Here is a 24399-nt window from a genome sequence, read left to right on the forward strand (position 1 = left end):
TCTGGACATGCCGATCAATATCACCATGCCAGCGCTTTCTCCCACGATGGAAGAAGGCAACCTGTCGAAATGGCTGGTCAAGGAAGGCGACAAGGTTTCCTCCGGCGATGTGATTGCCGAGATCGAAACCGACAAGGCCACGATGGAAGTCGAGGCTGTTGACGAAGGCACCGTTGCCAAGCTGGTTGTTCCAGCTGGCACGGAAGGCGTCAAGGTCAATGCGCTGATCGCCATTCTGGCCGCTGACGGTGAAGACGTTGCCGAAGCTGCCAAGGGCGGCGGCGCTGCCGCTTCCAAGGCGGAAGCAAAGGCCGATGCTCCGAAGGAAGAGCCCAAGGCCGAAGCCAAGAAGGACGCTGCACCTGCTGCAGCGCCTGCTCCGGTAGCTGCTGCTCCCGCACAGGCGCCTGCGAAGGGCGAACGCGTTTTTGCTTCTCCGCTTGCACGCCGCATTGCCAAGGACGCCGGCGTCGACATCGCCGCCGTCAAGGGCACCGGCCCGCATGGCCGCGTCGTTCAGCGCGATGTGGAATCGGCTATTCAGTCGGGCGGCGCGAAAGCTGCCGCTGCACCGCAGGCTGCTGCCGGTGCTGCTCAGCCTGTCAAGCCGATGTCGGACGATGCCGTTTTGAAGCTGTTCGAGGAAGGTTCTTACGAGATCGTGCCGCATGACGGCATGCGCAAGACCATTGCTCGTCGTCTGGTGGAATCGAAGCAGACTGTTCCGCATTTCTACCTGACGATCGATTGCGAACTTGATGCGCTTCTGGCGCTTCGCGCACAGATCAATGCGGCTTCGCCAATGATCAAGACAGAGAAGGGCGAAGTTCCGGCCTACAAGCTCTCTGTCAACGACATGATCATCAAGGCCACCGCCCTGGCGCTTCGCGATATCCCCGAAGCCAATGTCTCCTGGACCGAAGGCGGCATGATCAAGCACAAGCGTTCGGATGTCGGCGTTGCCGTTTCCATCCCGGGCGGCCTGATTACGCCAATCGTCCGCCACGCGGAAAACAAGACGCTGTCCTCTATCTCCAACGAGATGAAAGATCTGGCCAAGCGCGCGCGTGATCGCAAATTGAAGCCTGAGGAATATCAGGGTGGTTCGACCTCTGTTTCCAACCTCGGCATGTTCGGCGTCAAGGATTTTGCCGCCATCATCAACCCGCCGCATGCGACCATTTTCGCAATCGGCGCCGGTGAAGAACGCGTCGTGGTGAAGAAAGGCGAGATGAAAGTGGCGACTGTGATGTCGGTCACGCTTTCCACCGACCACCGCGCAGTCGATGGCGCTCTTGCCGCCGAACTGGCGCAGGCCTTCAAGCGCCACATCGAAAACCCGATGGGCATGCTGGTCTGATGGAATTGAAGCCGCGCCTGTCTTTATAGATGGGTGCGGCCTTTCCGCTTTCAGGAATAAGGGCAAGAACTATGGCCGACATTTACGACGTTATTGTTATTGGATCGGGACCGGGCGGCTACGTCACGGCGATCCGTGCTGCGCAGCTGGGCCTCAAGACGGCAATCGTCGAGCGCGAGCATCTGGGCGGCATCTGCCTCAACTGGGGCTGCATTCCGACCAAGGCGCTGTTGCGTTCCGCCGAAATCCTGCATTTTGGTGAACATGCCAAGGATTACGGTCTGAAGCTGGAAGGCACCATCACGCCTGACGTGAAAGCTGTCGTGCAGCGTTCGCGCGGCGTTTCGGCGCGTCTTAACGGCGGCGTCGCCTTCCTCATGAAGAAGAACAAGATCGACGTGATCTGGGGCGAAGCCAAGCTCGTCAAGGGCGCTTCCGGTTCCAATCCCGCCGAAATCACGGTCGGCAAGACATCGAAGCAGCCGATGCAGCCGCAGAACCCGGTGCCGAAGGGCGTGCTGGGCGAGGGCAGTTACAAGGCCAAGCACATCATCGTCGCGACCGGCGCGCGTCCGCGTGCGCTGCCCGGCATCGAGCCGGACGGCAAGCTGATCTGGACCTATTTCGAAGCCATGGTGCCGCAGGACCTGCCAAAGTCGATGCTGGTCATGGGGTCGGGCGCAATCGGCATCGAATTCGCGTCGTTCTATCACGACATGGGCGTTGATGTGACGGTTGTGGAAGTGATGCCGCAGATCATGCCGGTGGAAGATGCGGAAATCTCCGCCATCGCCCGCAAGCAGCTTGAAAAGCGCGGCCTCAAGATCATCACCGATGCCAAGGTTACGAAAGTGGAGAAGGGCGCCAACAACGTTACGGCCTCCATCGAAACCAAGGACGGCAAGGTGCAGAAGCTGACTGTCGACCGGATGATTTCGGCTGTTGGTGTTCAGGGGAATATCGAGAATCTCGGCCTTGAAGCGCTCGGCGTGAAGACGGATCGTGGCTGCATTGTCATTGACGGCTATGGTAAGACCAATGTCGAAGGTATCTATGCCATCGGCGACGTTGCCGGTCCGCCGATGCTGGCGCACAAGGCCGAGCATGAAGGCACGATCTGCGTCGAAAAGATTGCAGGCGTTCCGAATGTGCATTCGCTCGACAAGGGCAAGATCCCGGGCTGCACCTATTGCAATCCGCAGGTTGCCTCGGTCGGCTTGACGGAAGCCAAGGCCAAGGAGCAGGGTTTCGACATTCGTGTCGGTCGCTATTCCTTCTCGGCCAACGGCAAGGCGATTGCTCTCGGCGAGGATCAGGGTCTGGTCAAGACGATCTTCGACAAGAAGACCGGCCAGCTTCTCGGTGCGCATATGGTTGGCGCGGAAGTCACCGAACTCATTCAGGGTTTCGTGATTGCCATGAACCTTGAGACCACCGAAGAAGAGCTGATGCATTCGGTCTTCCCGCATCCGACCCTTTCGGAGATGATGAAGGAAAGCGTGCTTGACGCATATGGACGTGTGCTGAACGCTTAAAGCAAATAGGAGACGCCTATTCCGCTGATCGAAAATGGAGGGCCATGGCGGCGTGCCGCCTGGCCGATCATAAAATGGTGTACCGTCATCGGTCTGACGCTTGGATTTTTAGCCGGCGTCTTGAGTATGTTCGGGGGTAACACCATATCGGTCAACGGAATGGCGCTCCTGGGCTGGTATGGCGTCTGGACGCTGACTTTGGCGCTTGGCGTCGGCGGTCTGGTCTTCGGGCTCATATGGGCTCTGGTTTTCAGGGCGCTCGGGCTGGCTGCGCGGCGATGAGTAGCAAATGGTCCAAGTTGACAGGTCTGTGGTCAGGGCTTAGGACCGGACCGAATTAAGGAGCATTTTATCTCCCTTTGGGGAAATGCTCCGGATAGGCAGGAAACAGCATGGTTACAGTTCTCAATACGGTCAACCAGAGCGGACGTCTGCGGCACCCGGAAAAGGCGCACCGCCCGGATAATGAAGTCCTGAAAAAGCCCGACTGGATTCGCGTCAAGGCTCCAGTCTCGCGCGGCTATAGCGAAACGCGCGAAATCGTGCGTTCCAACAAGCTCGTGACCGTCTGTGAAGAAGCTGGCTGCCCGAATATCGGCGAGTGCTGGGAAAAGAAGCACGCCACTTTCATGATCATGGGCGAAATCTGCACACGCGCCTGCGCGTTCTGCAATGTTTCGACCGGTATTCCGACGCCGCTTGATCCAAATGAACCGGAAAATGTCGCCAAGGCCGTCAAGCAGATGGGCCTGACCCATGTGGTCATCACCTCGGTCGATCGCGACGATCTGGCCGATGGCGGCGCGCAGCATTTCGCCGAGGTCATTCGCGCCATACGTGCTGCAACGCCTGCCACCACCATCGAAATTCTGACACCGGACTTCCTGCGCAAGGAAGGCGCTCTGGAAATCGTCGTCAAGGCTCGCCCGGACGTGTTCAACCACAATCTGGAAACAGTGCCGTCGCGTTACCTTAAGGTTCGCCCCGGCGCGCGTTATTTCCATTCGATCCGCCTGTTGCAGCGCGTCAAGGAACTCGATCCGACTATTTTCACCAAGTCCGGCATTATGGTTGGCCTCGGTGAAGAGCGGAATGAAATCTTGCAGCTGATGGACGACCTTCGTTCGGCTGACGTTGATTTCATGACCATCGGCCAGTATCTGCAGCCGACCCGCAAGCACCATCCGGTCATCCGTTTCGTGACGCCGGACGAATTCAAGTCGTTCGAAACCATCGGCAAGACCAAGGGCTTTCTGTTGGTCGCCTCCAGCCCGCTGACGCGTTCTTCGCATCACGCTGGCGACGATTTTGCAAAGCTCAAAGCCGCCCGCGAAGCGCAGATTGCGAACCGGGCATAACACGACATGCCGCAATTTACGACCGTCAGACGGGTGCATCACCGGGCCGATCAGATGTTCGCGCTCGTTGCGGATGTCGAGAAATATCCGGAATTTCTACCGATGTGCGAAGCCTTGTCGATCCGCTCCCGTAAGGAGCGCGACGGCAAGGCGTTGCTGATTGCCGACATGACGGTTGGTTACAAGCTGATCCGCGAGACCTTCACCAGCCAGGTGCTGCTGAAGCCGGACGAGAATGTCATCGACGTCAAATATCTCGACGGCCCGTTCCGCTATCTCGATAATCGCTGGACGTTTAAATCCGTCGAGGACGAAGCCTATTGCGACGTCGAGTTTTTCATCGACTATGAATTCAAGAGCCGCACACTTGGCCTGCTGATGGGCACGATGTTCGACCTGGCCTTCAAGAAATTCTCGGAAGCCTTCGAAAAGCGCGCCGACCAGATCTACGGTCTGTAATTAAACGGGGTTTTACTGCGCCGTATACCCACCATCCACCATCAATGACGATCCGGTGATGAATGAAGCCTCGTCGCTTGCGAGGAACAGCACCGCGCTTGCCACTTCTTCGGCGCGGCCAAGGCGGCCCATCGGGTGCAGGGCGATCAGCGCTTGTTTCCCCTCGTCCGGAATGTCTTTCAATAGTGGCGTATCGATATAGCCCGGGCAGACGGCGTTCACACGGATATTCTGCGCGCCATAATCGATAGCCAGCGTCTGCGTGAGAAGCTTCACGCCGCCTTTTGCCGCTGCATAGGCCGTCACGCCTGATTTGCCAACATGGCTGTGGATCGATCCGCAATTGACGATGACGCCACCGCCTTGCGAGCGCATCTGGTCGATTGCGTATTTATCGCAGAGATAAACGCCGGTCAGATTGATATCGATGGTCTTCTGCCAGGCGCTTTCGTCAAGCTCGTCGATGGGGCCGTCCGCCGCAATACCCGCATTGGCGAACATGATATCGAGACGGCCATAATTTTCAACCGTGCGGGCAATAAGCTCCTGAACAGCTTTGGTTTTTGTTACATCGGTCTTGATGAAAATGGCCTGCTGGTGTTCGCCGGCAAGCTCATCGGCCAATTGCTGGCCGTGATCGGCATAATCGGCAATGACGACATTGGCCCCTTCACGTACAAAAGCCAGGACCGTCGCTTCCCCAATGCCGCTAGCCCCGCCAGTTACGATGGCCACTTTGCCTTTGAAACGCATTGCCTATGCTCCTCATCTTGAACCGATAAGCAGAGGATAGCGCGGCGGGGCGGAAAGTACATGCGTTGGCGTTATGCCTCGCGCAAATTTGTCAGGACCAGTTCCAGCGCGGCAAGAACCGTCGCATGGCGAATGTCCGCACGGCTTTTCGGGCCGAAACGGCATTCCCGATGCAGCGTTGGGTGGCCGTTGCGTGCGGAAGCAATATGAACCAGCCCGACGGGTTTTTCATCCGAGCCGCCGCCGGGACCAGCGACACCAGTCACTGCAATGCTGATGCCAGCGCGCGAATGCTTAAGCGCGCCTTCGGCCATGGCAATCGCCACTTCCTTCGAGACAGCGCCGACGCGGTTGATCAGTTCCATCGGTACGCCGATCATGTCGTGCTTGGCTTCATTGGAATAGGTGACGAAGCCGCGATCCACGACATCGGACGAACCGGCGATGTCGGTCAAGGAGCCAGCAATCAGGCCTCCGGTGCAGGATTCGGCGGTCGCAATCATCAAGCCAGCCTTGCGGCAGGCCTCCAGCACTGCGATTGCTTCTTTCTCGGCGATAAGTTCGCTCATTCCGGCACCTCGCCGGGATAAATGACGGTCGCTGTCGCAATGGCGGCAATGCCTTCGCGGCGACCGACAAAGCCAAGCTTTTCGTTGGTCGTGGCCTTGATGGACACCCGGTCGGCGGCGATGCCCAGCATATCGCAGAGCGCTTCCGTCATGGCAGCGCGATGTGGTCCGACCTTCGGCGCTTCGCTGATCAGCGTCACATCGACATTGGCAATGCGTCCGCCAGCCTCACGAACGATCTTTGCCGCGTGCTCGATGAAGATGCGCGACGCTGCACCCTTCCATTGCGGGTCCGAAGGCGGGAAATGCGTGCCAATATCGCCAGCGCCGCGCGTGGCGAGCAGGGCGTCGGTGAGGGCGTGAAGCGCCACATCGGCATCGGAATGGCCGTTGAGCTTTGCCTCATGCGGGATTTTCACGCCGCAGAGCGTGACATGGTCGCCCGGTTCGAAGGAATGTACGTCATAGCCATTGCCCGTGCGAATATCCGGAAAGGCGGCATGGTCTTGCCGCAGGCGCTTGTCTGCCATTTCGATGTCCTTTGCCCAGGTAAGCTTTGTATTGTCGGCCGAGCCTTCGATGATGCGCACGGCGAGGCCCTGCCATTCGGCGATGGCGGCATCGTCGGTGAAATCCGTGCGACGGATGGCGAAGGCTCTCTCATGTGCGTCGAGTATAGGCGCATAGGGAAATGTCTGTGGGGTTTGCGCTGCGAACAAACCGGCGCGGGGAACAGTGGTTTTGACTGTTCCGTCGATGGCCGATTGTTTCAGCGTGTCTGAAACGGCCAGCGCAGGAAGGACGCCTTCTTCCGGCGTCAGATTGCCGACGATGCGTTCGAGCAGCGCCTGCGTGATGAAGGGGCGCACACCGTCGTGAATCATCACATAATCGGGCGCGTGGTCTTTGAGGGCGAGAAGGCCTAGCCGTGTGGATTCCTGCCGTGTCGGGCCGCCGGTGACGACGATCACATCTTTGTGGATTTCCGGTATGGCGCGCTCATAAAGCAGCTGATCGTCGGGGTGGATGACAACCACGATCTTGTCGACCACTGCGCAGTCGGTAAAGGCGCGCAACGTCCGTGCGAGCACGGCTTCCCCGCCGATGCGCCGATATTGCTTCGGCCCTTCGACGCTTTGCCCCGCCCGTTCGCCCCGGCCGGCTGCCACAATGACCGCTGCTGTTTTCGAAATGATCTTTGCCTTTGCCAAAGTTGGTCGCTTGGAAGCCGAATAATGCCTTGCATCGACAAATGCCAGACTGCAATTGATTTATCGCTCAATCTATGCGCTTTTCCTTGCGTTCAAAAGACGAACTGATTAAAGTGTGTGCGTTATGCATCATGCACATGAAATAGGCATTTGTTGGTGACTTCTATCGATCAGCCCTTGGATATCCGTGGCGTGGTGCTCAAGAATCGCGTTTTTCTGGCGCCGATGTCTGGCGTTTCCGATCTGCCATTTCGCAAGCGCGCAGCCGCTGCCGGGGCGGGCATGGTCGTTTCGGAAATGGTCGCCAGCGCGGAGCTCTGCAATCGTCACAAGGAAAGCCTGCTGCGCCTGTCGGGCGAAGGTTTGGGCACGCATGTGGTTCAGCTTGCCGGGCGTGAAGCGCATTGGATGGGCGAGGCGGCCAGGATTGCCGAGGGCGAGGGCGCTGATATCATCGATATCAATATGGGTTGCCCGGCCAAGAAAGTGACCGGCGGCTATTCTGGATCGGCGCTGATGCGCGATCTGGATCATGCAATGACACTTGTTGAGGCGACGGTGGCTGCCGTCAAGGTGCCGGTCACGCTGAAGATGCGGCTTGGCTGGGACGAAAACAGCATCAATGCACCGGAACTGGCCAAACGGGCCGAGGATGCCGGTATTGCCATGGTGACGGTGCATGGCCGCACACGCTGCCAGTTCTATGAGGGTCATGCGGACTGGGATGCTATTCGCGCTGTGCGCGATGCGGTGAAAATTCCGCTCGTCGCCAATGGCGACGTGTCGTCGCGTGAAGGTGCGGAAGAAATTCGCCGCCGGTCGGGTGCCGACGCGGTGATGGTCGGGCGCGCTGCCTATGGACAGCCATGGCTGCCGGGTTTGATTGCGGGTAGTTCACCATCGGCGCAATCCGAAACAGAGATTATCGATTATATTATAATGCATTACGAAGATATGCTCGACCATTATGGTAGCAAAACGGGTATTCGCCATGCGCGCAAGCATCTTGGCTGGTATCTGGCTCGTCATGCCGGAGAGGCTTTGACCTCTGCGGATAAGGCGGAAGTGATGACGCTGACTGATCCCGCAAAGGTTGTTGAAGCGCTGCGTCGGATATTCGCGGCGCGGACGACGGATGCGCCAGAGTTGAAATCGGCGTTCAGAAAGGTCGCCTGATGCGCGAAAGAGATGAAAAAGGCAGCATCCCATCGGTTATTCTGGATGCAATCAGCCAGCCGGTCATCATGGTTGGGCCAGACAATCACATTGTCTACGCCAATCTGGACGGTGAGCAGTTCTTCCGTTCAGGGTCGTCCATATTGTCGCGCAACCGGCTGGAAAGTTTTCTGCCGTTTGGCAGCCCGCTTCTGGCGCTTATCGATCAGGTTCGCGCCAGCCAGATGCCGGTCAATGAGTATCGCGTCGATATTTCCTCGCCGCGTCTCGGTGCGGAACGCATTGTCGATCTCTATGTCGCGCCCGTCGTTGAAATGCCGGGCGCTGTGGTCATCCTGTTCAAGGAAAAGACCATGGCGGAAAAGATCGACCGCCAGATGACCCATCGCGGCGCGGCGCGTTCGGTGACCGGTCTTGCCTCGATGCTGGCGCATGAGATCAAGAACCCGCTATCGGGTATTCGGGGTGCGGCCCAGTTGCTAGAGCAGGTGGTTGGCGACGAGGATCGCGCGCTGGCACGGCTCATCACCGATGAAACGGACCGCATCGTATCACTGGTGGACCGGATGGAGGTTTTCTCCGACGAGCGCCCCATCGAGCGCACGGCGGTGAATATTCACGCGGTGCTGGATCATGTGAAAGCCGTGGCCCGCAATGGCTTTGCCCGGCATATCCGCTTCTCGGAAGATTACGATCCATCCTTGCCGCCGGTTTTCGCCAATCGCGACCAGCTGGTGCAGGTGTTTCTCAATCTGGTGAAGAACGCCGCAGAAGCCATTGGGGACCGCGATCACGGCGAAATCCTTCTCTCGACGGCTTACCGCCCGGGTATCCGCCTTCAGGTGCCGGGTGCGCGCGACCGCGTGGCGCTGCCGCTGGAATTTTGCGTACACGACAATGGACCGGGCGTGCCCCAGGATATGCTACCGCATCTCTTCGATCCGTTTGTGACGACCAAGACCAACGGTTCGGGCCTTGGACTGGCACTGGTGGCGAAAATCATCGGCGATCATGGCGGCATCATCGAATGCGACAGCCATCCCTCGCGCACCACTTTCCGCATTCTCATGCCTGCCTGGAAAAGCTCGGATGTTGCTTCCCGGCCAAGCAAATTCACGACTGATTATACCGGAGACGACGCATGATAGCAGGACGCCCGACGGGAACCGTATTGGTGGCGGATGACGACGCGGCGATCCGCACTGTGCTCAATCAGGCGCTTTCTCGGGCCGGTTATGATGTGCGGGTGACATCGAACGCCGCTTCGCTGTGGCGTTGGGTGGCGGCTGGCGATGGCGATTTGGTGATTACCGACGTCATGATGCCGGACGAAAACGCTTTTGACCTTCTGCCCCGCATCAAGAAAATGCGGCCTGATCTGCCGATTGTGGTGATGAGCGCTCAGAACACGTTCATGACGGCCATTCGCGCCTCCGAAGCGGGCGCTTACGAATATCTGCCGAAACCGTTCGACCTGACGGAACTGATCAATATTGTCGGTCGCGCTCTGTCCGAACCGAAGCATAAGCCCATTGCCACCCGTCAGGATGAGCCTGGCGAGAATATGCCGCTTGTCGGTCGCTCGCCTGCGATGCAAGAGATCTATCGCGTTCTGGCGCGTATGATGCAGACCGACCTGACGATGATGGTGACGGGCGAATCTGGCACCGGCAAGGAACTGGTCGCGCGCGCGCTGCATGAATATGGCCGTCGTCGCAAGGGACCGTTCGTTGCGATTAATATGGCTGCCATTCCACGCGATCTGATCGAGTCGGAACTGTTCGGTCACGAGAAGGGCGCTTTTACGGGCGCGCAGAATCGCTCGAGCGGGCGCTTCGAGCAGGCCAATGGCGGCACGCTTTTCCTCGATGAAATCGGCGATATGCCGATGGAAGCGCAAACGCGCCTGCTTCGCGTGTTGCAGCAAGGCGAATATATGACCGTCGGCGGGCGTACGCCGATCAAGACCGACGTGCGCATTGTGGCCGCGACGAACAAGGATTTGCGCCAGTTGATCGCGCAGGGGCTGTTCCGCGAAGATCTCTATTACCGCCTGAACGTGGTGCCATTGCGGTTACCACCGCTGCGCGAACGCAGTGAGGACGTGCCCGATCTGGTGCGTCATTTCTTCAAGCGTGCCGCCGAGGAGGGTTTGCCGGAAAAACGCATCACCAATGCCGGTCTAGACATGATGCGCCGGTATCCGTGGCCAGGCAATGTGCGTGAGCTTGAAAATCTGGTGCGCAGGCTGGCGGCGCTCTATCCGCAGGAAGAGATTTCGCCGGAAATCATCGAAACGGAGCTGAAGGCGGAGCTGTCGAAGCCAGACACGATTCCAGCGATGACGGGCGACGCGGAAAACGTCACGATTTCGCAAGCGGTCGAGCAGAACATGCAGCGTTATTTCGCTTCGTTCGGTGCCGACCTGCCGCCGCCGGGACTTTATCACCGTGTGCTGGCTGAGCTTGAATATCCGCTGATTCTGGCATGCCTAACGGCAACGCGCGGTAATCAGATCAAGGCAGCAGACCTGCTTGGCCTCAACCGCAATACGTTGCGCAAGAAAATCCGCGAACTCGGCGTGAATATCTATCGCGGTGGCAAAGGGAACTAAGCCAGTTCGCCTGACCGCAATTTTCTTCTATCGAGCTTTAAGACTGGGTATTATATACTGTCGAACAAAGACTGACTATGAAAGCGCGATCAGACCAAAAATTGATGCTGCTAGAGCAGGGGCTGAGCTCACACTCCTCCTGGTTGGAGAGCATGCACTAATAGAATGGAATATTGAAAAGATGGAATGGATTCCTGTTGTCTTGATAGCGTTCAAGGTTCTCGTTTTAGGGACCGCCATGTTCTTCGCCATCAAGTTTCATTACGATGAAGATAAAAAGAAGAAGAATAGCGAAACCAGCGGACAGTAGCGGCTCACACATCGCTATTGGCGAATCGGCCTACCTGTCGAAACAATGATCCAATTTGGGATGTAAGTGAGAAAAGCTTCCGAAGTTGATTTTTGTAAAAATTTGAAAATAAACTGAAATTTCAATTCACGAAGAAAATACTGGTGCCCCCAGAGAGACTCGAATTGTCGAAACTCTCTGGAGTCACGTCTGTAGTGCGTTGTTTTTAATGTTTTATTAGCATTCGCTAAATTTATGCTTTGTGACATTGTGACGGGCATAAGTTTGGGGTTCTTTGGCCTGTGGATAACTGCGGCGCTTTATCCCCCGCACACTGCTTGACGGTTGCACCCCGTTATTATTCCTTGTCGCCCGTAAACACTCATGGGGTTATGGGGACAATCATGAAACTTTCTATGCTCGCTGCCCTTGGCAGCGTGTTTCTGGTCGGCTGCGCCACCACGAACTACACTCCAATGGAGCGCTATCTAAACCGTTATGCTGGTGCGGAAGTGGCAGCGGTCCAGTGCCCGGCGTATGGCGGCTACGGCTCTGCCGTCGCTATGCGATCCGACGCTGAAAAAAATCTAGCGCAAGCTCGGAAGCTTGGCGCAACGGAAGTGGATATTCAAAAGGCGCGTAGCCGGGTGAATGGCAATTTTACGGGTGCCGTGATTCTCGTCGGGCCGATGCAAGCGTGTAGCTCGTTCATTAATGGTCTTGCGTGGGCTGGCACTAGTACGCCAGCGCCAGCGACACCAACTACGCCTAACAAGGCTGCAAAAAAATAGTCTAGAATAATAGAAGCCCGCCAATTGGCGGGCTTTCGCTCTCTATCAATGTAGTTAATCAACGCGCAATGGGATTTCAGACTTCAAGATGCGCAAGTGCGGCTCCCTTACGCCTTGTAGTCGCAATAAATCAATCATTTCAGTTATGTTTTCGTCAGTGCGTTTTGAAGGTCCAAAAATAACGTTAGCGAGAATCGCATCCGGCGTTAAACCAACAAGGCCTTTATCTGGATGGTCCTCCAAAGGAATTTCAAACACAGTTTCATTAGTATTGGGCACTAAACGCTTTCTCAGCAAAGTGGGCATTTGTATATTGGTCATATGCAGCACCCTCCATTCTTCTTCCTCCTTGAATATGGAATGCTTAAGACAGGAAGCGCCGAACAAAATAGCCATAGTCATTAATTGTAGAATGTCACTAGGGTTGGAAAACGCCTTAAGCTCTCTCGTATTATCCGAAATATTAATTAGAATTTCCTCATATTTGTTCGCCAACTCATTTTTACCGCCGTAGTAAACTGGGCTGGCATAGGCATTCAAAGCATTTGTTTCTAGTCGAAATGGTTCGACATTGAGAACAAGCGCCACTCCATCTGGCTTACCGTATTCGCGCCACATTGAAAGTCGGCCCATTGGCGTCTCGTGGGGCCAGTGCTCGGAGAAACACGAAATAAAAACATCGCGCAATACGCGGTTTCTTAAATCGAACCAGCTTTTTTCCAATATCGCTGGCAATGCCGAGTAAAATCGGCTTAAAGTTTCTTTCGTTAAATTCTTATGCTTGGCGAGCGCGTAATCCACTGCCTCGATACCGTGTGTTATTTCACGAGTATCATTCATTTTATCGCTGCTACGCATCCAAACTGTTCGTCCAGAGATTATCAGCTTCGCATTTTCAAAGCGGGTATAGTGAGCGAGCTTCAAATTATTATTATCCATTCGCTGCAATGCTTCATGAAGTGTGGGTAAGAATATTTCGGTTATTTTCTGCTTATCCAATTGCCCCTCCATCATCATTTTCAAGTTCGCTCAATTCAAAACTTAACTTACGCATATCCGAATCTGGATTTCGAACAATGTGACGACTATTGATTATATGCCATAGCTCCGACGTAATTGTTCACGGGAATGACATTTATATGCTTCGCGAGCGCCAAGCCAATCTCATTCATCGGATCGTAGCCAATTCCAGGAGTGCCATTGAAGGGTAATAGAGTAATCACTCACATCGGCCCGCCAGTTCAATGCGCAAAACCTCCGGTAGTCCATCGATGAAACTTTGCTGAATCTGGCGATCTATCCCTTTCATAACGTCGGCTAATTCAGCCGTGCTTATTACGCTCCACACGTTCGCGGTACTCAAATCACAAGCCACACCGTAGATTTTGTCATCGTCGGGAATGCCATTCCTATAGGCTTCAAAAAATTGGATAAGCCGGTTTAGTAGCGCCGCCTTAAATTGCGGCGTAATTTTCTCAGTCCTTTCTTTGATTTTATCAAAATCGGAAGGTGCGGCCCGTTCGAATGGCATTATGAATACAGGTTTCGTCATCGGCTTTTCCACGTTTCGATAAGTGCATTTACTTTCGGCTGCACTCGCCGCCTCGCCTCGTTGCGGTCTACCCCGCATAAAAGTAGCTGGTCGTAATCGGTCATGAGGTGGCGCATCATGTTCTGCATAGTGATACCCACTGCCTTTCCGAGACTGGCATTTTGCCAGTCTCGTTCTGCAATTTGAGCGACAAAATGCGTGACAGCGAAGTCAGGACAGCCGGGATGTTTTTTTCTGATATGCCGCTCTATTGCCTCAACGCTGAATTTAGCCATGAGGTGCGCCTCTCAGGCGACTTTGCAAGATAGCCCAAACTGCACCTGCCAGCGCTTGCGCCCAATAGCGATTATCGCGTAGCTGCCACTCACTATCCGGGATCGAACGTATTTCCTCGAACTCCCCGAAAAGCATTTCTCCTATGCGGTCACACATGAGCTTATCAGCATCGTGAGCGCTCAACCCCGCATATCGGTTGTCGCTCTGAAATGCGGGATTATGGGGGACCGATCCGGGGATGACATTCAGGTTCCCGGCAATGGTCAGGCTGATTTCGTTGAGCGGATCAAAACCAATTTCGCATACGCCAGTATATGGCCGCAGAATAATATCTTTGATTTGGTCCAAACAATCCCGCCAAGCTTCATCTGACACGATATGAGGCGATGGATTGCCAAGAACCCGAATAGGTACTGCTGTGCCTTTCCGCCGATCATTAGCCGGAATGTGCCGAACAACTTCAAGGTCGTTTAGCTTTGCCCGCCGTGTGTTTCTCATTCTACTCATTTATTTCGGTCCTTAATTGAGCGCTTCGGCGCATTACCGCTACTCTAATAAGAATCGATGGATTCTAGATCAATAGTAAAAGTAGAATCTAATCAAATATTATTTTTTATTAACTAATTGATTAGTTATTATCATTCAGATTTTCTAGCCAGTTCGTGATAACTAAGCGTAATTTTCTTCATTTCTCTATTTAAGTACACAACATTCACTTCATTTTTGCTTATCTTCTTTTGTGTCCGGGATAGGTCTTTCAGGATATATGCAGCCAATCCAAGCGGCTCAAAGATCGGCTTCACGTTCGCAAGCGTGGGATAGAGTTCCTTTCGCTTGTAGGTACGTGACGCGGATAGGCGCAACGCTTCCGCGAGCTTGTCTTTAAAGCCCGGATCTGATCTCTCCATATCCGGGATGCATATGCCGTGAGTGTGAAGCTTGCCCTTGCTGTCAAATTCAAGTGCGAGCGCAATTGCCGGAACATAGCCGAGACAGGCTTGCAAGTGCTTGCGTAGGTGCCTATCTGCGAAAAGCATAGCCGGAGTTGATGACTTCATAAGTTCGGCGGCGCGATCCTCATGAAAGTCTAAGCTGAAAAACCAGCCGTTATTTTCGTGCGCCAACATTGAGGAAAGCACGAATTTCCGCTTCCTGTCGGTCAGGCTTTTCCATCTGTGTTGAAACGGATCCGTGAGGTTTTTGGCGTCAAGGAAGTGTTGAAGGTCTTTCCGCTCTGGTTGGGATGATAAGGCATGGTCACGCGCAACGGTGAATGGTGTCGGCTTGGCGCTGCCAGCATCTGCCCTGTCTAATTGCGGTGCATCAAAATCACCAAAAGCACCGTAGAGGGAGGCGGGTAACAGTTCGGGCGATTGCGAGCGCTGTTCGCCTTGTAGTGTTGAATTGAGGGAGTTTTGACGGGTGGTGAATTGTGTCGCGGCGGGTGTGATTTCTGATAGTGCTATTTTCTCTATTTCTTCTATCTCGTTATGAGGTGTGGAATAGGTATTGAAATCCCGCACTGGTTGAAATGTATCTCGACCGGTATAACCGAATTGAATTTGTTCAGTATTTTCTGATTTTTTAGTTTCGAGCTTGCGGAATTTTGACGGGTGAATAGTGGGCGTCAAAACTCCTTCAAACTCATCGCGGCTAGGCGTCAAAACTCCATCAATTGCAGGCGTCAAAACTCTCTCAATCTGACTGCTTCGAGGAACTTCGAACGCCGGATTGATAGAGCTTCTGCGAGTGGTCAAATCAAGGAAACGACGCACAAGGGCGCGGTCAATATAACGCTTATGGGATTGCTCGCCGTGGCGTTCGTCAAACTCTGCTCTGATTTCCCGGATACGGTTAGTCAGATCATCGGCTTCACTAGCGCGGCTCTGATCGATCATAAACTGATAAAGGTCGAGCGTGGCTTTAAACGTAGCGTTTAATCGCTTTGTATCACGCTCAAGCTCTGGCGCTGAAATCGAAGCAAACGAAAGCGGATCAGGTAGATTAGCTGGAACATCGTCCAACAAACTATCCAGACTATCTAAATCCGAAAGCAACCGATTGCTGATATAGCCTTGATTTAAGCCTTGCAAATCAAAGTCAAATTCACTATTATCGTTTTTGGAAATACTACTCATCAAGGTTTCCATTCGTTAACTATCTTAAAAGCGCTAAGGGCCTCTACCTTGGCGCTTTTTTTGTTTCTAGCTCCTTCGTTAATGCTGCTGTTTTGTTTAATCGGTGCTATCAAGTGCGCGATCAATCTGGCGCGCCAAATCTTCCGCAATGTCAGAATTATACCGCCGAGTAATCCCATTGGCCGGGATGGTCACTTTGACGCTGCCCGCGGCTCTCGCGACAATAAAATGCCGGTCAATTCTGGTTTCCGAGAATTTCTTATCTGCGGTCGCGGCAAGATAGATTGTATCCGCAAGCTGCTTTGTGCGCTCGCGGCTCATGCGTTCGCGTGGTTCATCTGCGAAGCCGATAAGGAAGCTATCGCCATTGCTTCTGATCTCAAAATCTGGAACGCCGTCTGAAATGACGCCAGCCTTGATCTCGCTGCGGATAAGGTCGCTAAGGTACGCAACTATCGTTGTGTTCTTCGCTTCGAGGATTTTCTTAAGTTGTACGCCGCGCTCATAGGGCATTTGAATCATGAAAGGCTTTTGCATTTTTACCTTAAGCTATAGTCTTTTATACACTATAGCTTAAGGTGATGCCGAAATCAACGTCTGCGAGTGCGATTGTTGAGCGAGTTGCCCGGACGCATAGCGCGATGAATTTCGTCGGCAACAATCCCGCGCATGGTGTTTTCCATCGCCTTCGAGGTCTGTTTGGCAAGATCGGCGTTCTGCTCAGGTGTGCCGCCATTTGCATTGACCGTGACGGGTGCCGAGATATTGACGGCTGGCGAATTGTTTGTCGTGCTGACAGTGTTCATATTCGCCGGACGCGCAAAGGAAGTGCGTCCGACATAGCCGCCATCGGCATACCCGCGTTTGGCGTTCTGGTGTAACGCTTCGAGGTTCTTGACGCCAAGACGTTTCACGGCTGGTGCGGACAGAACGTATTCGCCCTTATGCACCACGCCAGCCGGTTCATATTTACCGCCTGCGCCAGTGAAGCCGCCCTCTGCGAAGCCTAAAAGCGAGCCTAGAAGGCCGCTAGGCTGTCCAGCACCACCAAAACCAAACAGGGTTGCGAGCGGACCTTTGCCGAGCAAAGTAGCCTGCAAAACGGCGTCCATAAGGTTGTTCGCGAGGTTGCTAACCGCATCCGAAAGGCTCGTCGTGCCGGTAATCAGGCCAGACAGGGACGATGTGAAGCTTTCTGCAAAATATTGCTTCGCTTCCTGTGCACCATTGATAGCACGCTGCGCATTTTCCGTTTCCCGGTTCAGGCTGGCTGTCGCCGTGATCTGCTGGCGGATTTTGTTGATATCCTGATCGGACAAGCTCAAGCCTTGCCGCTTCGCATCCTGTACGCGGCGGAAGACTTCAAGCTCAATCCCGCGCTGCTGCGCCGACATACCAACGGTCTTACGCTCAAGTTCGGCAAGGCTCTGGCTTTCGCGCAAGCTGTCATTAAGCTGCTTGCGGGCTTCTGTTGCCTTCTTTGCGTCGTCGGTCGCCTTTTGTTGGCTCTCGCTAGGCGCGACCTTCACCGGCGATAGATCGGACTGATTATAGAGGCTGCGGATTGTGTCAGGATCGACACGGCGAAGCCCTTCCCACTCGTTTCTAAGTCCTTCCACGTCATTGCCACGCGAACGCGCCAAATATCGCGCTATGGCGTCCTGCGTGGTTTCATCAAACATGGTGTCACCGGCAAGGCCGAGCGCTTTCATCGATCCCTTGAGGGTCCGACGCGTGATCTGATATGCGCCGAGTGCGGACGATCCGGCAGGGTTGCCGTTCTTGTCGCGATAAAGGTTTCGGTTCTCTGGCGTAAGCATCCGGTCTTGTAGCGCTATGATTTGATCAAGCGTCATGCCGGTAAGGTTTTGCGGGCCGTTCGTCCATCTGCCATGATCGAGCGTGGCATTATAGTTGCCACCGCTTTCAACGCGCTTCACAAGGCTGAAAAAGTCCTTCTGGTCGCCATAACTGGCAACTGTTCGGGCGCGGGCTGCAATGCGGTTCGCCTCTTCGATATCTGCGGGTGTCTTGGCGTTCTTAACCGCCTGCTGAAAAGCTTTGTCGATCTGGTCGAGCTTCGCCAGTTCGTCCAGTTCTGCTTTAAGCTCCGGCACAAGGTTCTTGAGGTCGGTAAGGGCTTGCTTGAAATTGGCGGCGGAAGTGGCCGCATTATTCATATTGCCGGACACGCCCAGGGTGATATTTGACATTTCCTTGAGCGCTGCCGCAAATTCCTTGGTGTGCGGAGTCAGGGCTGCAATCTGATTATCGACATCGGCAAGATCGGCCTCAAGCCGCTCCAGCGCAAGGCCGTCATAATCATTGTCAAAGTCCGGCTTGTTACGGATATCGGCTATCCGTTTCAAAATGTCGGCGCGGCGTTCCAGATAGGTATTCAAACGGCCTTCATCGGACAGGGCGTAATTTCGGCTGGTCGCGATGATGTTATCGCCCTTCAAAGCGCTAATAGCACTCGCGATTTGTTTAATGTAGGAAACCGACTCTAGCGCGGCCTGCTTCGCATAAACTTGCACGTTGCGCCAAACGGTTTCCCACTGCGCATCAAAGTCTTTTGCGGCCTTCAACTGATCATCGCTGAAAAGGGCGGCTTCACTGCGAAGCTTCTGAAGCTGTTCAACGGATAGGCCGAGCATTTTTGAAAGCTCTTCTGCGCCAGTGCCGCCGAATAGTTCATCGAGATTGCGAGCCTGTGCCGCGCTATCCATCTTTTGCAGCTTGCCTATAATCTCATCTAGAAAGGCGGAAGGGTCTTTCAGGCGTTCGGCAACATCTGCGGCGGTCAGGCCAAGCCGTTCAAAGGCTTCCTGTGCCGAGCCTTTACCAGTGCGGGCAAACTCATCACCGCGGATATTCAGTTCCTTGAGGGCGTCGGTTACGCCGTCAACGCTCGCACCTGTCGCCTTGGCAACATAGGTCCATTGCTGCCATACCTTGGCCGAGACGCGGGCTTTGTCGGCTTCTCTGCCTACTTCTGCAACCGTGGTGGCGATCTGCTTGAAAGCCGTCGCTGCGGCTGCAATCGCGCCACCGGCGAGCATCGGCTTGAAAGCAAGCTGCAATCTCTCAGCAATCTTGCTGCCGGTGTCAGCATAAGATTTTTCCATGTTTTGGGCCGACCGCTTGGCGGCGTCTTCCATACCCTTCATATTCTTCGAAGTCTTGGCGCGGGCGCGTTCAAGATCACGCTCATACTTGTTCATACGGGCTTCGAGGGTAACTAAAAGGCGTTGTTCACTATCCATTTAACTATTCCATAGCTTGTCAAAATCGTCGATTGTATCAAGGAAGCTGCCGGACTGCTCGCCATTCACGGCACGGGAAACGGCAAGTGCAGACGCGATGGCGCCGTCAATATGATTGCTGTGCCGAGTGCCCTTGTGCATCGTCACAAGCTCGCCTGCATTGGTGGCGCGTTTCACCACCACGCTTTCAAAATGCTTACGTAAGATCGGGTGCGCGCCGTGGCGAATGCGCTTGCCGTTCACTATGCGCTCAAGATCGCAAATCGGGCCATGCATGTTCTTCGGCGTTTGCGGAAGCTGCAATACATTAATGCCAGCGTCGATCAGCTTTGCCATAATGGGACCGGCTAGCGAAGGATCGAAAACAACTTCCTGCACATTATAGGTGCAGTAAATATTTATAATCTGGGCTGTGATAACGTCCGGTTCGATGACAGGGCCGTCAATGACGTTCAAAAGGCCATCGTCACGCCAGCGCGCATATGGAACCTGTTCGAGCCGTGCTTTCTCGTCCAAGCCTTCGGACGGCAAATAAAACCAAGGATGCACCGAAATGCGACCGTCATCATGGCGAAAAGCGGCGGTAATGGCGGTCAGGTCGCCAGAACGGGACAAGTCAACGCCGAGATAACAAGGCAATGTCTCAAGGTCAGCAAGGTCAAAATGCGGATCATAACCGGCGTCATAAACCGACATATCAAACAGCGGGTCACGGCTAGCGGCCTGCCACATATTCAAATTGAATTGCTGAAACTGGTATCGGGCGGGCGGGCTATTCTCTGCCGTGCGCGCCGCCTTCCGCAAACCGTCAATATTAGGAAAGCCGAACGGCAGGCCGGGATTAGCCTTCAACCACGTCTTTTCGTTGCGCCAGTCGTCACCGGGGTCAACCTGAAACAGGATCGGCAAGAATGACGGGTCATCAATCTCGCCCGTCGCGACCTTATAGGCGTAATCGTATAACTCGAAACCGATATTATCCTGTCCACGGCCCGCCGTGGTGCAAATGATCATAAGCGGGTCATCGGCCTTCACCATACCGCTGTCGATAGCTTCCCAAAGGTCGCGGCCCTTCCAAGCGTGGATTTCATCGACAAGCACAAAGGTCGGCGTGGTGCCGTGCTGCGCCTTGCCGTCGCTCGAAACCGCTTTTAAGGTCGCGCGGTTTTTCCGGTTCGTGATCAACTTCGCGCCGTTTTGGGCTTCATTGATCTTCGTCGCCGCAACCAGCCGTCTATCCCCGCGAACGATGTTCGCCGCTTCCTTGAAACCGATGCCCGCTTGATCGCGGTCACATGCTGCGAAAATCACCTGTCCAGCCGGAACGGCTTCCGGGCCAAGAAGATGCAAGAGCGACCACGCGGCGGCATGGCTGGTTTTGCGGTTACCGCGTCCAAGCATGAGAAAAACGGTTTTGACGATTCTACGGCCGTCCGCGTTCCGGGGGCCATATATGCGCCGGGTGATGCGTTCGAACGGGTCAAAAAGCTGAAATGCTTTAGGATGCTTATTGTCGTTCGCCGCTTTCGGCGTGTTGTTGTTCGCTGCCGGATGACGCAAACAACGAATGAATTTGACGGCACGCTCGCCATAGCCGAACGGGTCTTCAATAGGCGAACCGTCATAAATCCATTCTGGAAATGCGCTGCCAGCCATTATCGCACTGCCAGCGGGTTATCGTCGTCGTCATCGTCCGGCATGTCTCCGCCGACGCGGGCGCGGCTGGTCGGTGTAAGGCCGTATTCAGCAGCAAGCTGGCGCGCCGTCTGCATGAATCGGATTTGAAGGCCACCTAATTTCAGGTCAGGAACCGGCATGGCGTTCATCTGGTCGGCAATCTGGCGAACCGCGCCTATAGCGGCGCAATAGTTTTCAATCCCGGCGAGGTCGCCACGGGTGATAATACGGCGCTGGATAAGTTGCGGCATGACTCGCCGCCATTCGGCTTTAGCCGCTGGCGTAAGGTGTGCCGGTGCTGGCGGGGCTTTGGTGAGGGCGTCCGCATCGGCTTTCAACGCTGGCTTAATTCCACGTAGATGCGTCATGATACGGCAACACCCCGCAATTCAAGGCCGCGCCGCCTGCCGAGTTCTTTGATCTCTTTCAGATTGTAGGCGGTGCCGTTGTAGGTCACGCGGTCGGCGGTCGTGATGCCGCCAAGGTATCTCAGGCGGAAAACAATCGTGCCGTTCTCTGCCTCACCATAGCCGGTCAGAAATTCAGTTGCCGATTGCTGCACAATTTCGGCGCGCATCGTCGCCACGTCCAGCCAGCTTTCAACTATGCCGCCGGTCGGGGTCTTGGTTTTCGTCTTGCGCTCTATGGTGATCTTGCGATCTAGTTTACCCGCTCTCATGTTTATTCTTTCCACATGACAACGGCATTGATCGACAAAACACCATGGCAAAGGGTGCGCTCCGGGTCCGGGTCACGCATCCAGCGGATGAGCGGCTTTTCCCATTCGACAACGGCTAAACCTTCGGCGGGTGGCGCATCATAGAGGGCGTTGCAGGCGGCAAAGCCGATCTTCCAAGCGGTGTCTTTACCGTCATCTGCCGCCCAAACGTGCACGTCAATTAAGATACGGGCACTCTTTTGGTTGCCGGATGCATAGCCGAGATTTTGCGTCATGGTTGGGCTTACGATGATGCATGGCAACTCATCCGGGCGGGTACTGCCGCTGCGAATGTTCGTCGGGTCAACCAGTCCGACAACATCTGCGGAATCGACTAGAGCGGCGTTAATGGCCGCTTGTAAGGCAAGTGAAGGCTCAATCATTTTCAATATCCGTTCCGGCCTGTGTGCCTTTCCACGCGTCTTTCAAAGCGGCGCGTCCTGCCCGGTCAATGCGACCTTGCAGGCGCTTGCGGGTCAGGCGAAGGGCGGGCCAAAAGAAAGGCTGTGCTTCGGCGGATTTGGTGCCGTACTCGACTAGGTGCGCATAACGAACGTCCGAGTTTCCGGCAGTGATAATAACTTCGTTCTCGCCTGCGCTGCGTGAGCCGCCGGGTTGCGAATATGGCGGCGTCGTCTCGCCGGGAAGTGTCACGGTGATACTGTCGATCAGTGCGCCAGTGTCGCGGCTGCTCTCAGCGAACCGGCGCTGTGTCGCTGCCAGTTCGTTTGCGGAGGTAACAAGCGCCTTCACTACCTTTGGCGGCACGTCTTTCTTGAGCCGATCAATAGCGGCGTTGAAAGACTTCATGCCGTTATCCTGCTTCGCCATGGTTCAAGCTTCCTGACCAAGCGAATAATCGCGGTGATTGCGGAGAATATTCATAACGCCAAGCGGCAAGGTCGCGGCGGCAATACCTACTATCGTTGCCTCGCGGTTCTCGTACCAGTGACCGGCAATCATGAGGATCGCTTGTTTTAGCGAAGCCGGGACCGGGTCTGGAATAGGCTGGCCAGTGAAGTCAGTAATCCATTCTTCGGCGGCGTCGAGATAATGCGTGATCAATTCGTCATCGTCGTTACCGACAATGTTCATATGGGCTTTTGCCAATGTAAGCGGCACAACTGCCATTTTATAAATTCCTTAAATTTCCAATTGAAAAAGTTATTTTGGGTATCTCTTGTAAAGTGCTCCCCGCGCCGGTCCCTTCCAGACCATGAAAGATGAGAGGCACCCGCCCGGCCCAAGATCGGCGGCTCTTAATAATGATGTGGCTAAACACCGCTCCTCTTAAGTAAGCGTTTGACGTTTGTTATCGCCCTGTTGAAACTCAAATCGGTTTGGACTCTTTCGGGGGGCTGAGCCACTGTTTTCCATTGAAATGGGACAGTATCCGCCGGGCCGTCCGCATCGGAGGGCCTAATCCTTAACCCGCGCGAGGGGAAATGCATCGAAGTCATTTTATTATTAACGACGAACGCAAGCGACAATTTGGCTTGCAGAAAGGAAGCATGATGAAACTGAGCGCAAAGCAAGAGGTTCTGAATGCTTACCTTCAAGTACGAGAACCGCGCCAAAAAAACCAAATTGGAACTTACCATTAGTCTTGGTTTTGTAGCCGGTATCATCGCGCTAGTAGTAAAATACTGGCCCATGTAAAACTGATTGGGGCGCATCATGTGCCCCTTTCCTGCCGCTGCTTGTGACGGTCATGGCAAGGCTGGCAAAGCGGTTGCCAATTGCCACGCCACCAAAAGAGTTTTTTGTTTCCACGGTGCGGCTGTATGTGATCCACTACGGAAGCTGGCTTGCCGCATCCGGGCATGACGCAATAAGGATGCATGGCGAGGTATTCAGCGCGGGTTTTACGCCACACATGGTTATAGCCGCGCTGTGCTGCGGTGGGCCTGTTGCGGTCGTGCTTGGCCTTGCGCTCCTGCTGCTGCTTGCGCTGGCAGGCGCAAAACTCACCATGTGGCACAACGTTGTTGCAGGCGCATATGCGAGGAATGCCGGTCATATCGCTGCTCTCAGGTCATCAAGGGCGGCGCGATCTAACTTCGGATCGTGCTTGCCACTGCTGATAAGAGTGTCGAGGGCTTCTTTTGTAACCGGCGTGGGGCTGGTCTTTTCGTCGGTCGTGCCGAATACGGATTTCAGAATGTCGGCAACGAACTCGGTGCGGGCGCGATAAGCCAGGGTGATTTCTGTCGGGGTGGCGTTCCATGTGACTGCCGGTGTCCAGCCGAGAACGCCGGTGCCGATCTGAAACAGGCGAAGATAGTAGCGATCTGGCGTCTGGTCGGGCTGATCGGTGTCAGGCTCGTCGGTGTCTATCTGTGGCGTGTCCGACGCGTCGGACAGGGCCGGAACGTCTGCAATGAGGCCATAAATGAAGGCAACGAAATAAGGCTGCAAAGCTGGAATCTGCTTTGCGCCGTGGGTTGCGATCCCGTGCAAGAATCTGGCGTGGTTTTTCCTGCCACTGGCGATCAGGACGATTTTCGCCAATGTGCCTACCTTTCCACTCTGGATATCGGAAAGGACGGCTGCTAGATCGCCAAATTCTTGCACAAGATGCAAAGCGGCGCGCAATGAAGGCTTGAGGGCCTTCACGCTGTTCAACGCATGGTTTTTTGCGCGCCGCTTGTTCATGA

Annotated in this window: 28 protein-coding genes; 10 read left to right on the top strand and 18 right to left on the bottom strand. The window is 54.7% G+C overall.

Going from position 1 to position 24399, the window contains the following annotated elements:
- Positions 1 to 25: 25 nt before the first annotated feature.
- From JAU75_RS01480 to JAU75_RS01500, 5 genes are all read left to right on the top strand, one after another.
- On the top strand, positions 26 to 1360 hold the full coding sequence (locus tag JAU75_RS01480) for a pyruvate dehydrogenase complex dihydrolipoamide acetyltransferase (protein WP_371836110.1): 1335 nt from the start codon (positions 26 to 28) through the stop codon (positions 1358 to 1360).
- A 71-nt stretch (positions 1361 to 1431) separates the two neighbouring features.
- Positions 1432 to 2895, top strand: a complete 1464-nt coding sequence (gene lpdA, locus JAU75_RS01485) for a dihydrolipoyl dehydrogenase (RefSeq protein ID WP_199053992.1) — start codon at positions 1432 to 1434, stop codon at positions 2893 to 2895.
- Positions 2896 to 3021: 126 nt separating this feature from the next.
- The gene (locus tag JAU75_RS01490; protein WP_199053994.1) at positions 3022 to 3177 is read left to right on the top strand and encodes a hypothetical protein; all 156 of its coding nucleotides are present in this window, start codon (positions 3022 to 3024) and stop codon (positions 3175 to 3177) included.
- 110 nt (positions 3178 to 3287) lie between these two features.
- A complete protein-coding gene (lipA, locus tag JAU75_RS01495; protein WP_199053996.1) occupies positions 3288 to 4253 on the top strand; it encodes a lipoyl synthase in 966 nt (321 codons plus the stop codon).
- Positions 4254 to 4259: 6 nt separating this feature from the next.
- A complete protein-coding gene (locus JAU75_RS01500; protein WP_199053998.1) occupies positions 4260 to 4712 on the top strand; it encodes a type II toxin-antitoxin system RatA family toxin in 453 nt (150 codons plus the stop codon).
- A 12-nt stretch (positions 4713 to 4724) separates the two neighbouring features.
- Here JAU75_RS01500 and JAU75_RS01505 read toward each other — a convergent pair whose 3' ends face one another.
- The 3 genes from JAU75_RS01505 to JAU75_RS01515 all read right to left on the bottom strand — a co-directional run bounded on the left by JAU75_RS01505 (position 4725) and on the right by JAU75_RS01515 (position 7245).
- Positions 4725 to 5465: a glucose 1-dehydrogenase gene (locus JAU75_RS01505; protein ID WP_199054000.1), complete on the bottom strand. Its 741-nt coding sequence runs from the start codon at positions 5463 to 5465 to the stop codon at positions 4725 to 4727.
- A gap of 71 nt (positions 5466 to 5536) precedes the next feature.
- Positions 5537 to 6034, bottom strand: a complete 498-nt coding sequence (locus JAU75_RS01510) for a CinA family protein (protein WP_199054002.1) — start codon at positions 6032 to 6034, stop codon at positions 5537 to 5539.
- Positions 6031 to 7245 (bottom strand): bifunctional 2-C-methyl-D-erythritol 4-phosphate cytidylyltransferase/2-C-methyl-D-erythritol 2,4-cyclodiphosphate synthase, encoded by a 1215-nt coding sequence (locus JAU75_RS01515; protein WP_199054004.1) that lies wholly within the window; start codon positions 7243 to 7245, stop codon positions 6031 to 6033. The genes JAU75_RS01510 and JAU75_RS01515 overlap by 4 nt, the downstream gene beginning before the upstream one ends.
- Positions 7246 to 7401: 156 nt before the next feature.
- Between JAU75_RS01515 and dusB the strand changes: the two genes are divergently transcribed.
- From dusB to JAU75_RS01540, 5 genes are all read left to right on the top strand, one after another.
- Positions 7402 to 8421: a tRNA dihydrouridine synthase DusB gene (gene dusB / locus JAU75_RS01520; protein WP_199054006.1), complete on the top strand. Its 1020-nt coding sequence runs from the start codon at positions 7402 to 7404 to the stop codon at positions 8419 to 8421.
- Positions 8421 to 9566 (top strand): nitrogen regulation protein NR(II), encoded by a 1146-nt coding sequence (locus JAU75_RS01525; RefSeq protein WP_199054008.1) that lies wholly within the window; start codon positions 8421 to 8423, stop codon positions 9564 to 9566. The genes dusB and JAU75_RS01525 overlap by 1 nt, the downstream gene beginning before the upstream one ends.
- Positions 9563 to 11035: a nitrogen regulation protein NR(I) gene (ntrC, locus tag JAU75_RS01530; protein WP_199054010.1), complete on the top strand. Its 1473-nt coding sequence runs from the start codon at positions 9563 to 9565 to the stop codon at positions 11033 to 11035. The genes JAU75_RS01525 and ntrC overlap by 4 nt, the downstream gene beginning before the upstream one ends.
- Positions 11019 to 11345 (top strand): hypothetical protein, encoded by a 327-nt coding sequence (locus tag JAU75_RS01535; RefSeq protein ID WP_199054952.1) that lies wholly within the window; start codon positions 11019 to 11021, stop codon positions 11343 to 11345. Before ntrC ends, JAU75_RS01535 begins: the two co-directional genes overlap by 17 nt.
- 383 nt (positions 11346 to 11728) lie before the next feature.
- Entirely contained in the window at positions 11729 to 12115 is a 387-nt protein-coding gene (locus JAU75_RS01540; protein WP_199054013.1) for a hypothetical protein, read from the top strand.
- Positions 12116 to 12169: 54 nt separating this feature from the next.
- Here JAU75_RS01540 and JAU75_RS01545 read toward each other — a convergent pair whose 3' ends face one another.
- The 15 genes from JAU75_RS01545 to JAU75_RS01615 all read right to left on the bottom strand — a co-directional run bounded on the left by JAU75_RS01545 (position 12170) and on the right by JAU75_RS01615 (position 24397).
- Complete coding sequence (locus JAU75_RS01545; protein ID WP_199054015.1) at positions 12170 to 13114, bottom strand: DUF2971 domain-containing protein; 945 nt, start codon at positions 13112 to 13114, stop codon at positions 12170 to 12172.
- A gap of 220 nt (positions 13115 to 13334) precedes the next feature.
- Positions 13335 to 13667 carry a hypothetical protein gene (locus JAU75_RS01550; RefSeq protein WP_199054017.1) on the bottom strand — a complete coding sequence of 111 codons (333 nt, stop codon included), beginning with the start codon at positions 13665 to 13667 and terminating at the stop codon, positions 13335 to 13337.
- Positions 13664 to 13942 (bottom strand): DUF2293 domain-containing protein, encoded by a 279-nt coding sequence (locus tag JAU75_RS01555; protein WP_199054019.1) that lies wholly within the window; start codon positions 13940 to 13942, stop codon positions 13664 to 13666. Before JAU75_RS01555 ends, JAU75_RS01550 begins: the two co-directional genes overlap by 4 nt.
- Positions 13935 to 14450 (bottom strand): hypothetical protein, encoded by a 516-nt coding sequence (locus JAU75_RS01560; protein WP_199054020.1) that lies wholly within the window; start codon positions 14448 to 14450, stop codon positions 13935 to 13937. Before JAU75_RS01560 ends, JAU75_RS01555 begins: the two co-directional genes overlap by 8 nt.
- Before the next feature lie 131 nt (positions 14451 to 14581).
- A complete protein-coding gene (locus tag JAU75_RS01565; protein WP_199054021.1) occupies positions 14582 to 16081 on the bottom strand; it encodes a hypothetical protein in 1500 nt (499 codons plus the stop codon).
- Positions 16082 to 16177: 96 nt separating this feature from the next.
- A complete protein-coding gene (locus tag JAU75_RS01570) occupies positions 16178 to 16618 on the bottom strand; it encodes a hypothetical protein (RefSeq protein WP_199054022.1) in 441 nt (146 codons plus the stop codon).
- A gap of 53 nt (positions 16619 to 16671) precedes the next feature.
- The gene (locus tag JAU75_RS01575) at positions 16672 to 19347 is read right to left on the bottom strand and encodes a phage tail tape measure protein (protein ID WP_199054023.1); all 2676 of its coding nucleotides are present in this window, start codon (positions 19345 to 19347) and stop codon (positions 16672 to 16674) included.
- Entirely contained in the window at positions 19348 to 21003 is a 1656-nt protein-coding gene (locus tag JAU75_RS01580) for a terminase TerL endonuclease subunit (RefSeq protein ID WP_199054024.1), read from the bottom strand.
- Complete coding sequence (locus tag JAU75_RS01585) at positions 21003 to 21392, bottom strand: phage terminase small subunit P27 family (protein ID WP_199054026.1); 390 nt, start codon at positions 21390 to 21392, stop codon at positions 21003 to 21005. The genes JAU75_RS01580 and JAU75_RS01585 overlap by 1 nt, the downstream gene beginning before the upstream one ends.
- Positions 21389 to 21703 (bottom strand): phage head closure protein, encoded by a 315-nt coding sequence (locus JAU75_RS01590; protein WP_199054027.1) that lies wholly within the window; start codon positions 21701 to 21703, stop codon positions 21389 to 21391. The genes JAU75_RS01585 and JAU75_RS01590 overlap by 4 nt, the downstream gene beginning before the upstream one ends.
- 2 nt (positions 21704 to 21705) lie before the next feature.
- The gene (locus JAU75_RS01595) at positions 21706 to 22125 is read right to left on the bottom strand and encodes a DUF3168 domain-containing protein (RefSeq protein ID WP_199054028.1); all 420 of its coding nucleotides are present in this window, start codon (positions 22123 to 22125) and stop codon (positions 21706 to 21708) included.
- Positions 22118 to 22573, bottom strand: a complete 456-nt coding sequence (locus JAU75_RS01600) for an HK97-gp10 family putative phage morphogenesis protein (protein WP_199054029.1) — start codon at positions 22571 to 22573, stop codon at positions 22118 to 22120. Before JAU75_RS01600 ends, JAU75_RS01595 begins: the two co-directional genes overlap by 8 nt.
- Positions 22574 to 22576: 3 nt before the next feature.
- The gene (locus JAU75_RS01605; protein ID WP_199054031.1) at positions 22577 to 22873 is read right to left on the bottom strand and encodes a head-tail connector protein; all 297 of its coding nucleotides are present in this window, start codon (positions 22871 to 22873) and stop codon (positions 22577 to 22579) included.
- A gap of 544 nt (positions 22874 to 23417) precedes the next feature.
- The gene (locus tag JAU75_RS01610; RefSeq protein ID WP_199054033.1) at positions 23418 to 23762 is read right to left on the bottom strand and encodes an HNH endonuclease signature motif containing protein; all 345 of its coding nucleotides are present in this window, start codon (positions 23760 to 23762) and stop codon (positions 23418 to 23420) included.
- Complete coding sequence (locus JAU75_RS01615) at positions 23759 to 24397, bottom strand: phage tail assembly chaperone (protein ID WP_199054035.1); 639 nt, start codon at positions 24395 to 24397, stop codon at positions 23759 to 23761. Before JAU75_RS01615 ends, JAU75_RS01610 begins: the two co-directional genes overlap by 4 nt.
- Between the last annotated feature and the right edge of the window lie 2 nt (positions 24398 to 24399).

The organism is Ochrobactrum sp. Q0168 (genome assembly GCF_016427605.1).
Taxonomy (GTDB): Bacteria; Pseudomonadota; Alphaproteobacteria; order Rhizobiales; family Rhizobiaceae; genus Brucella.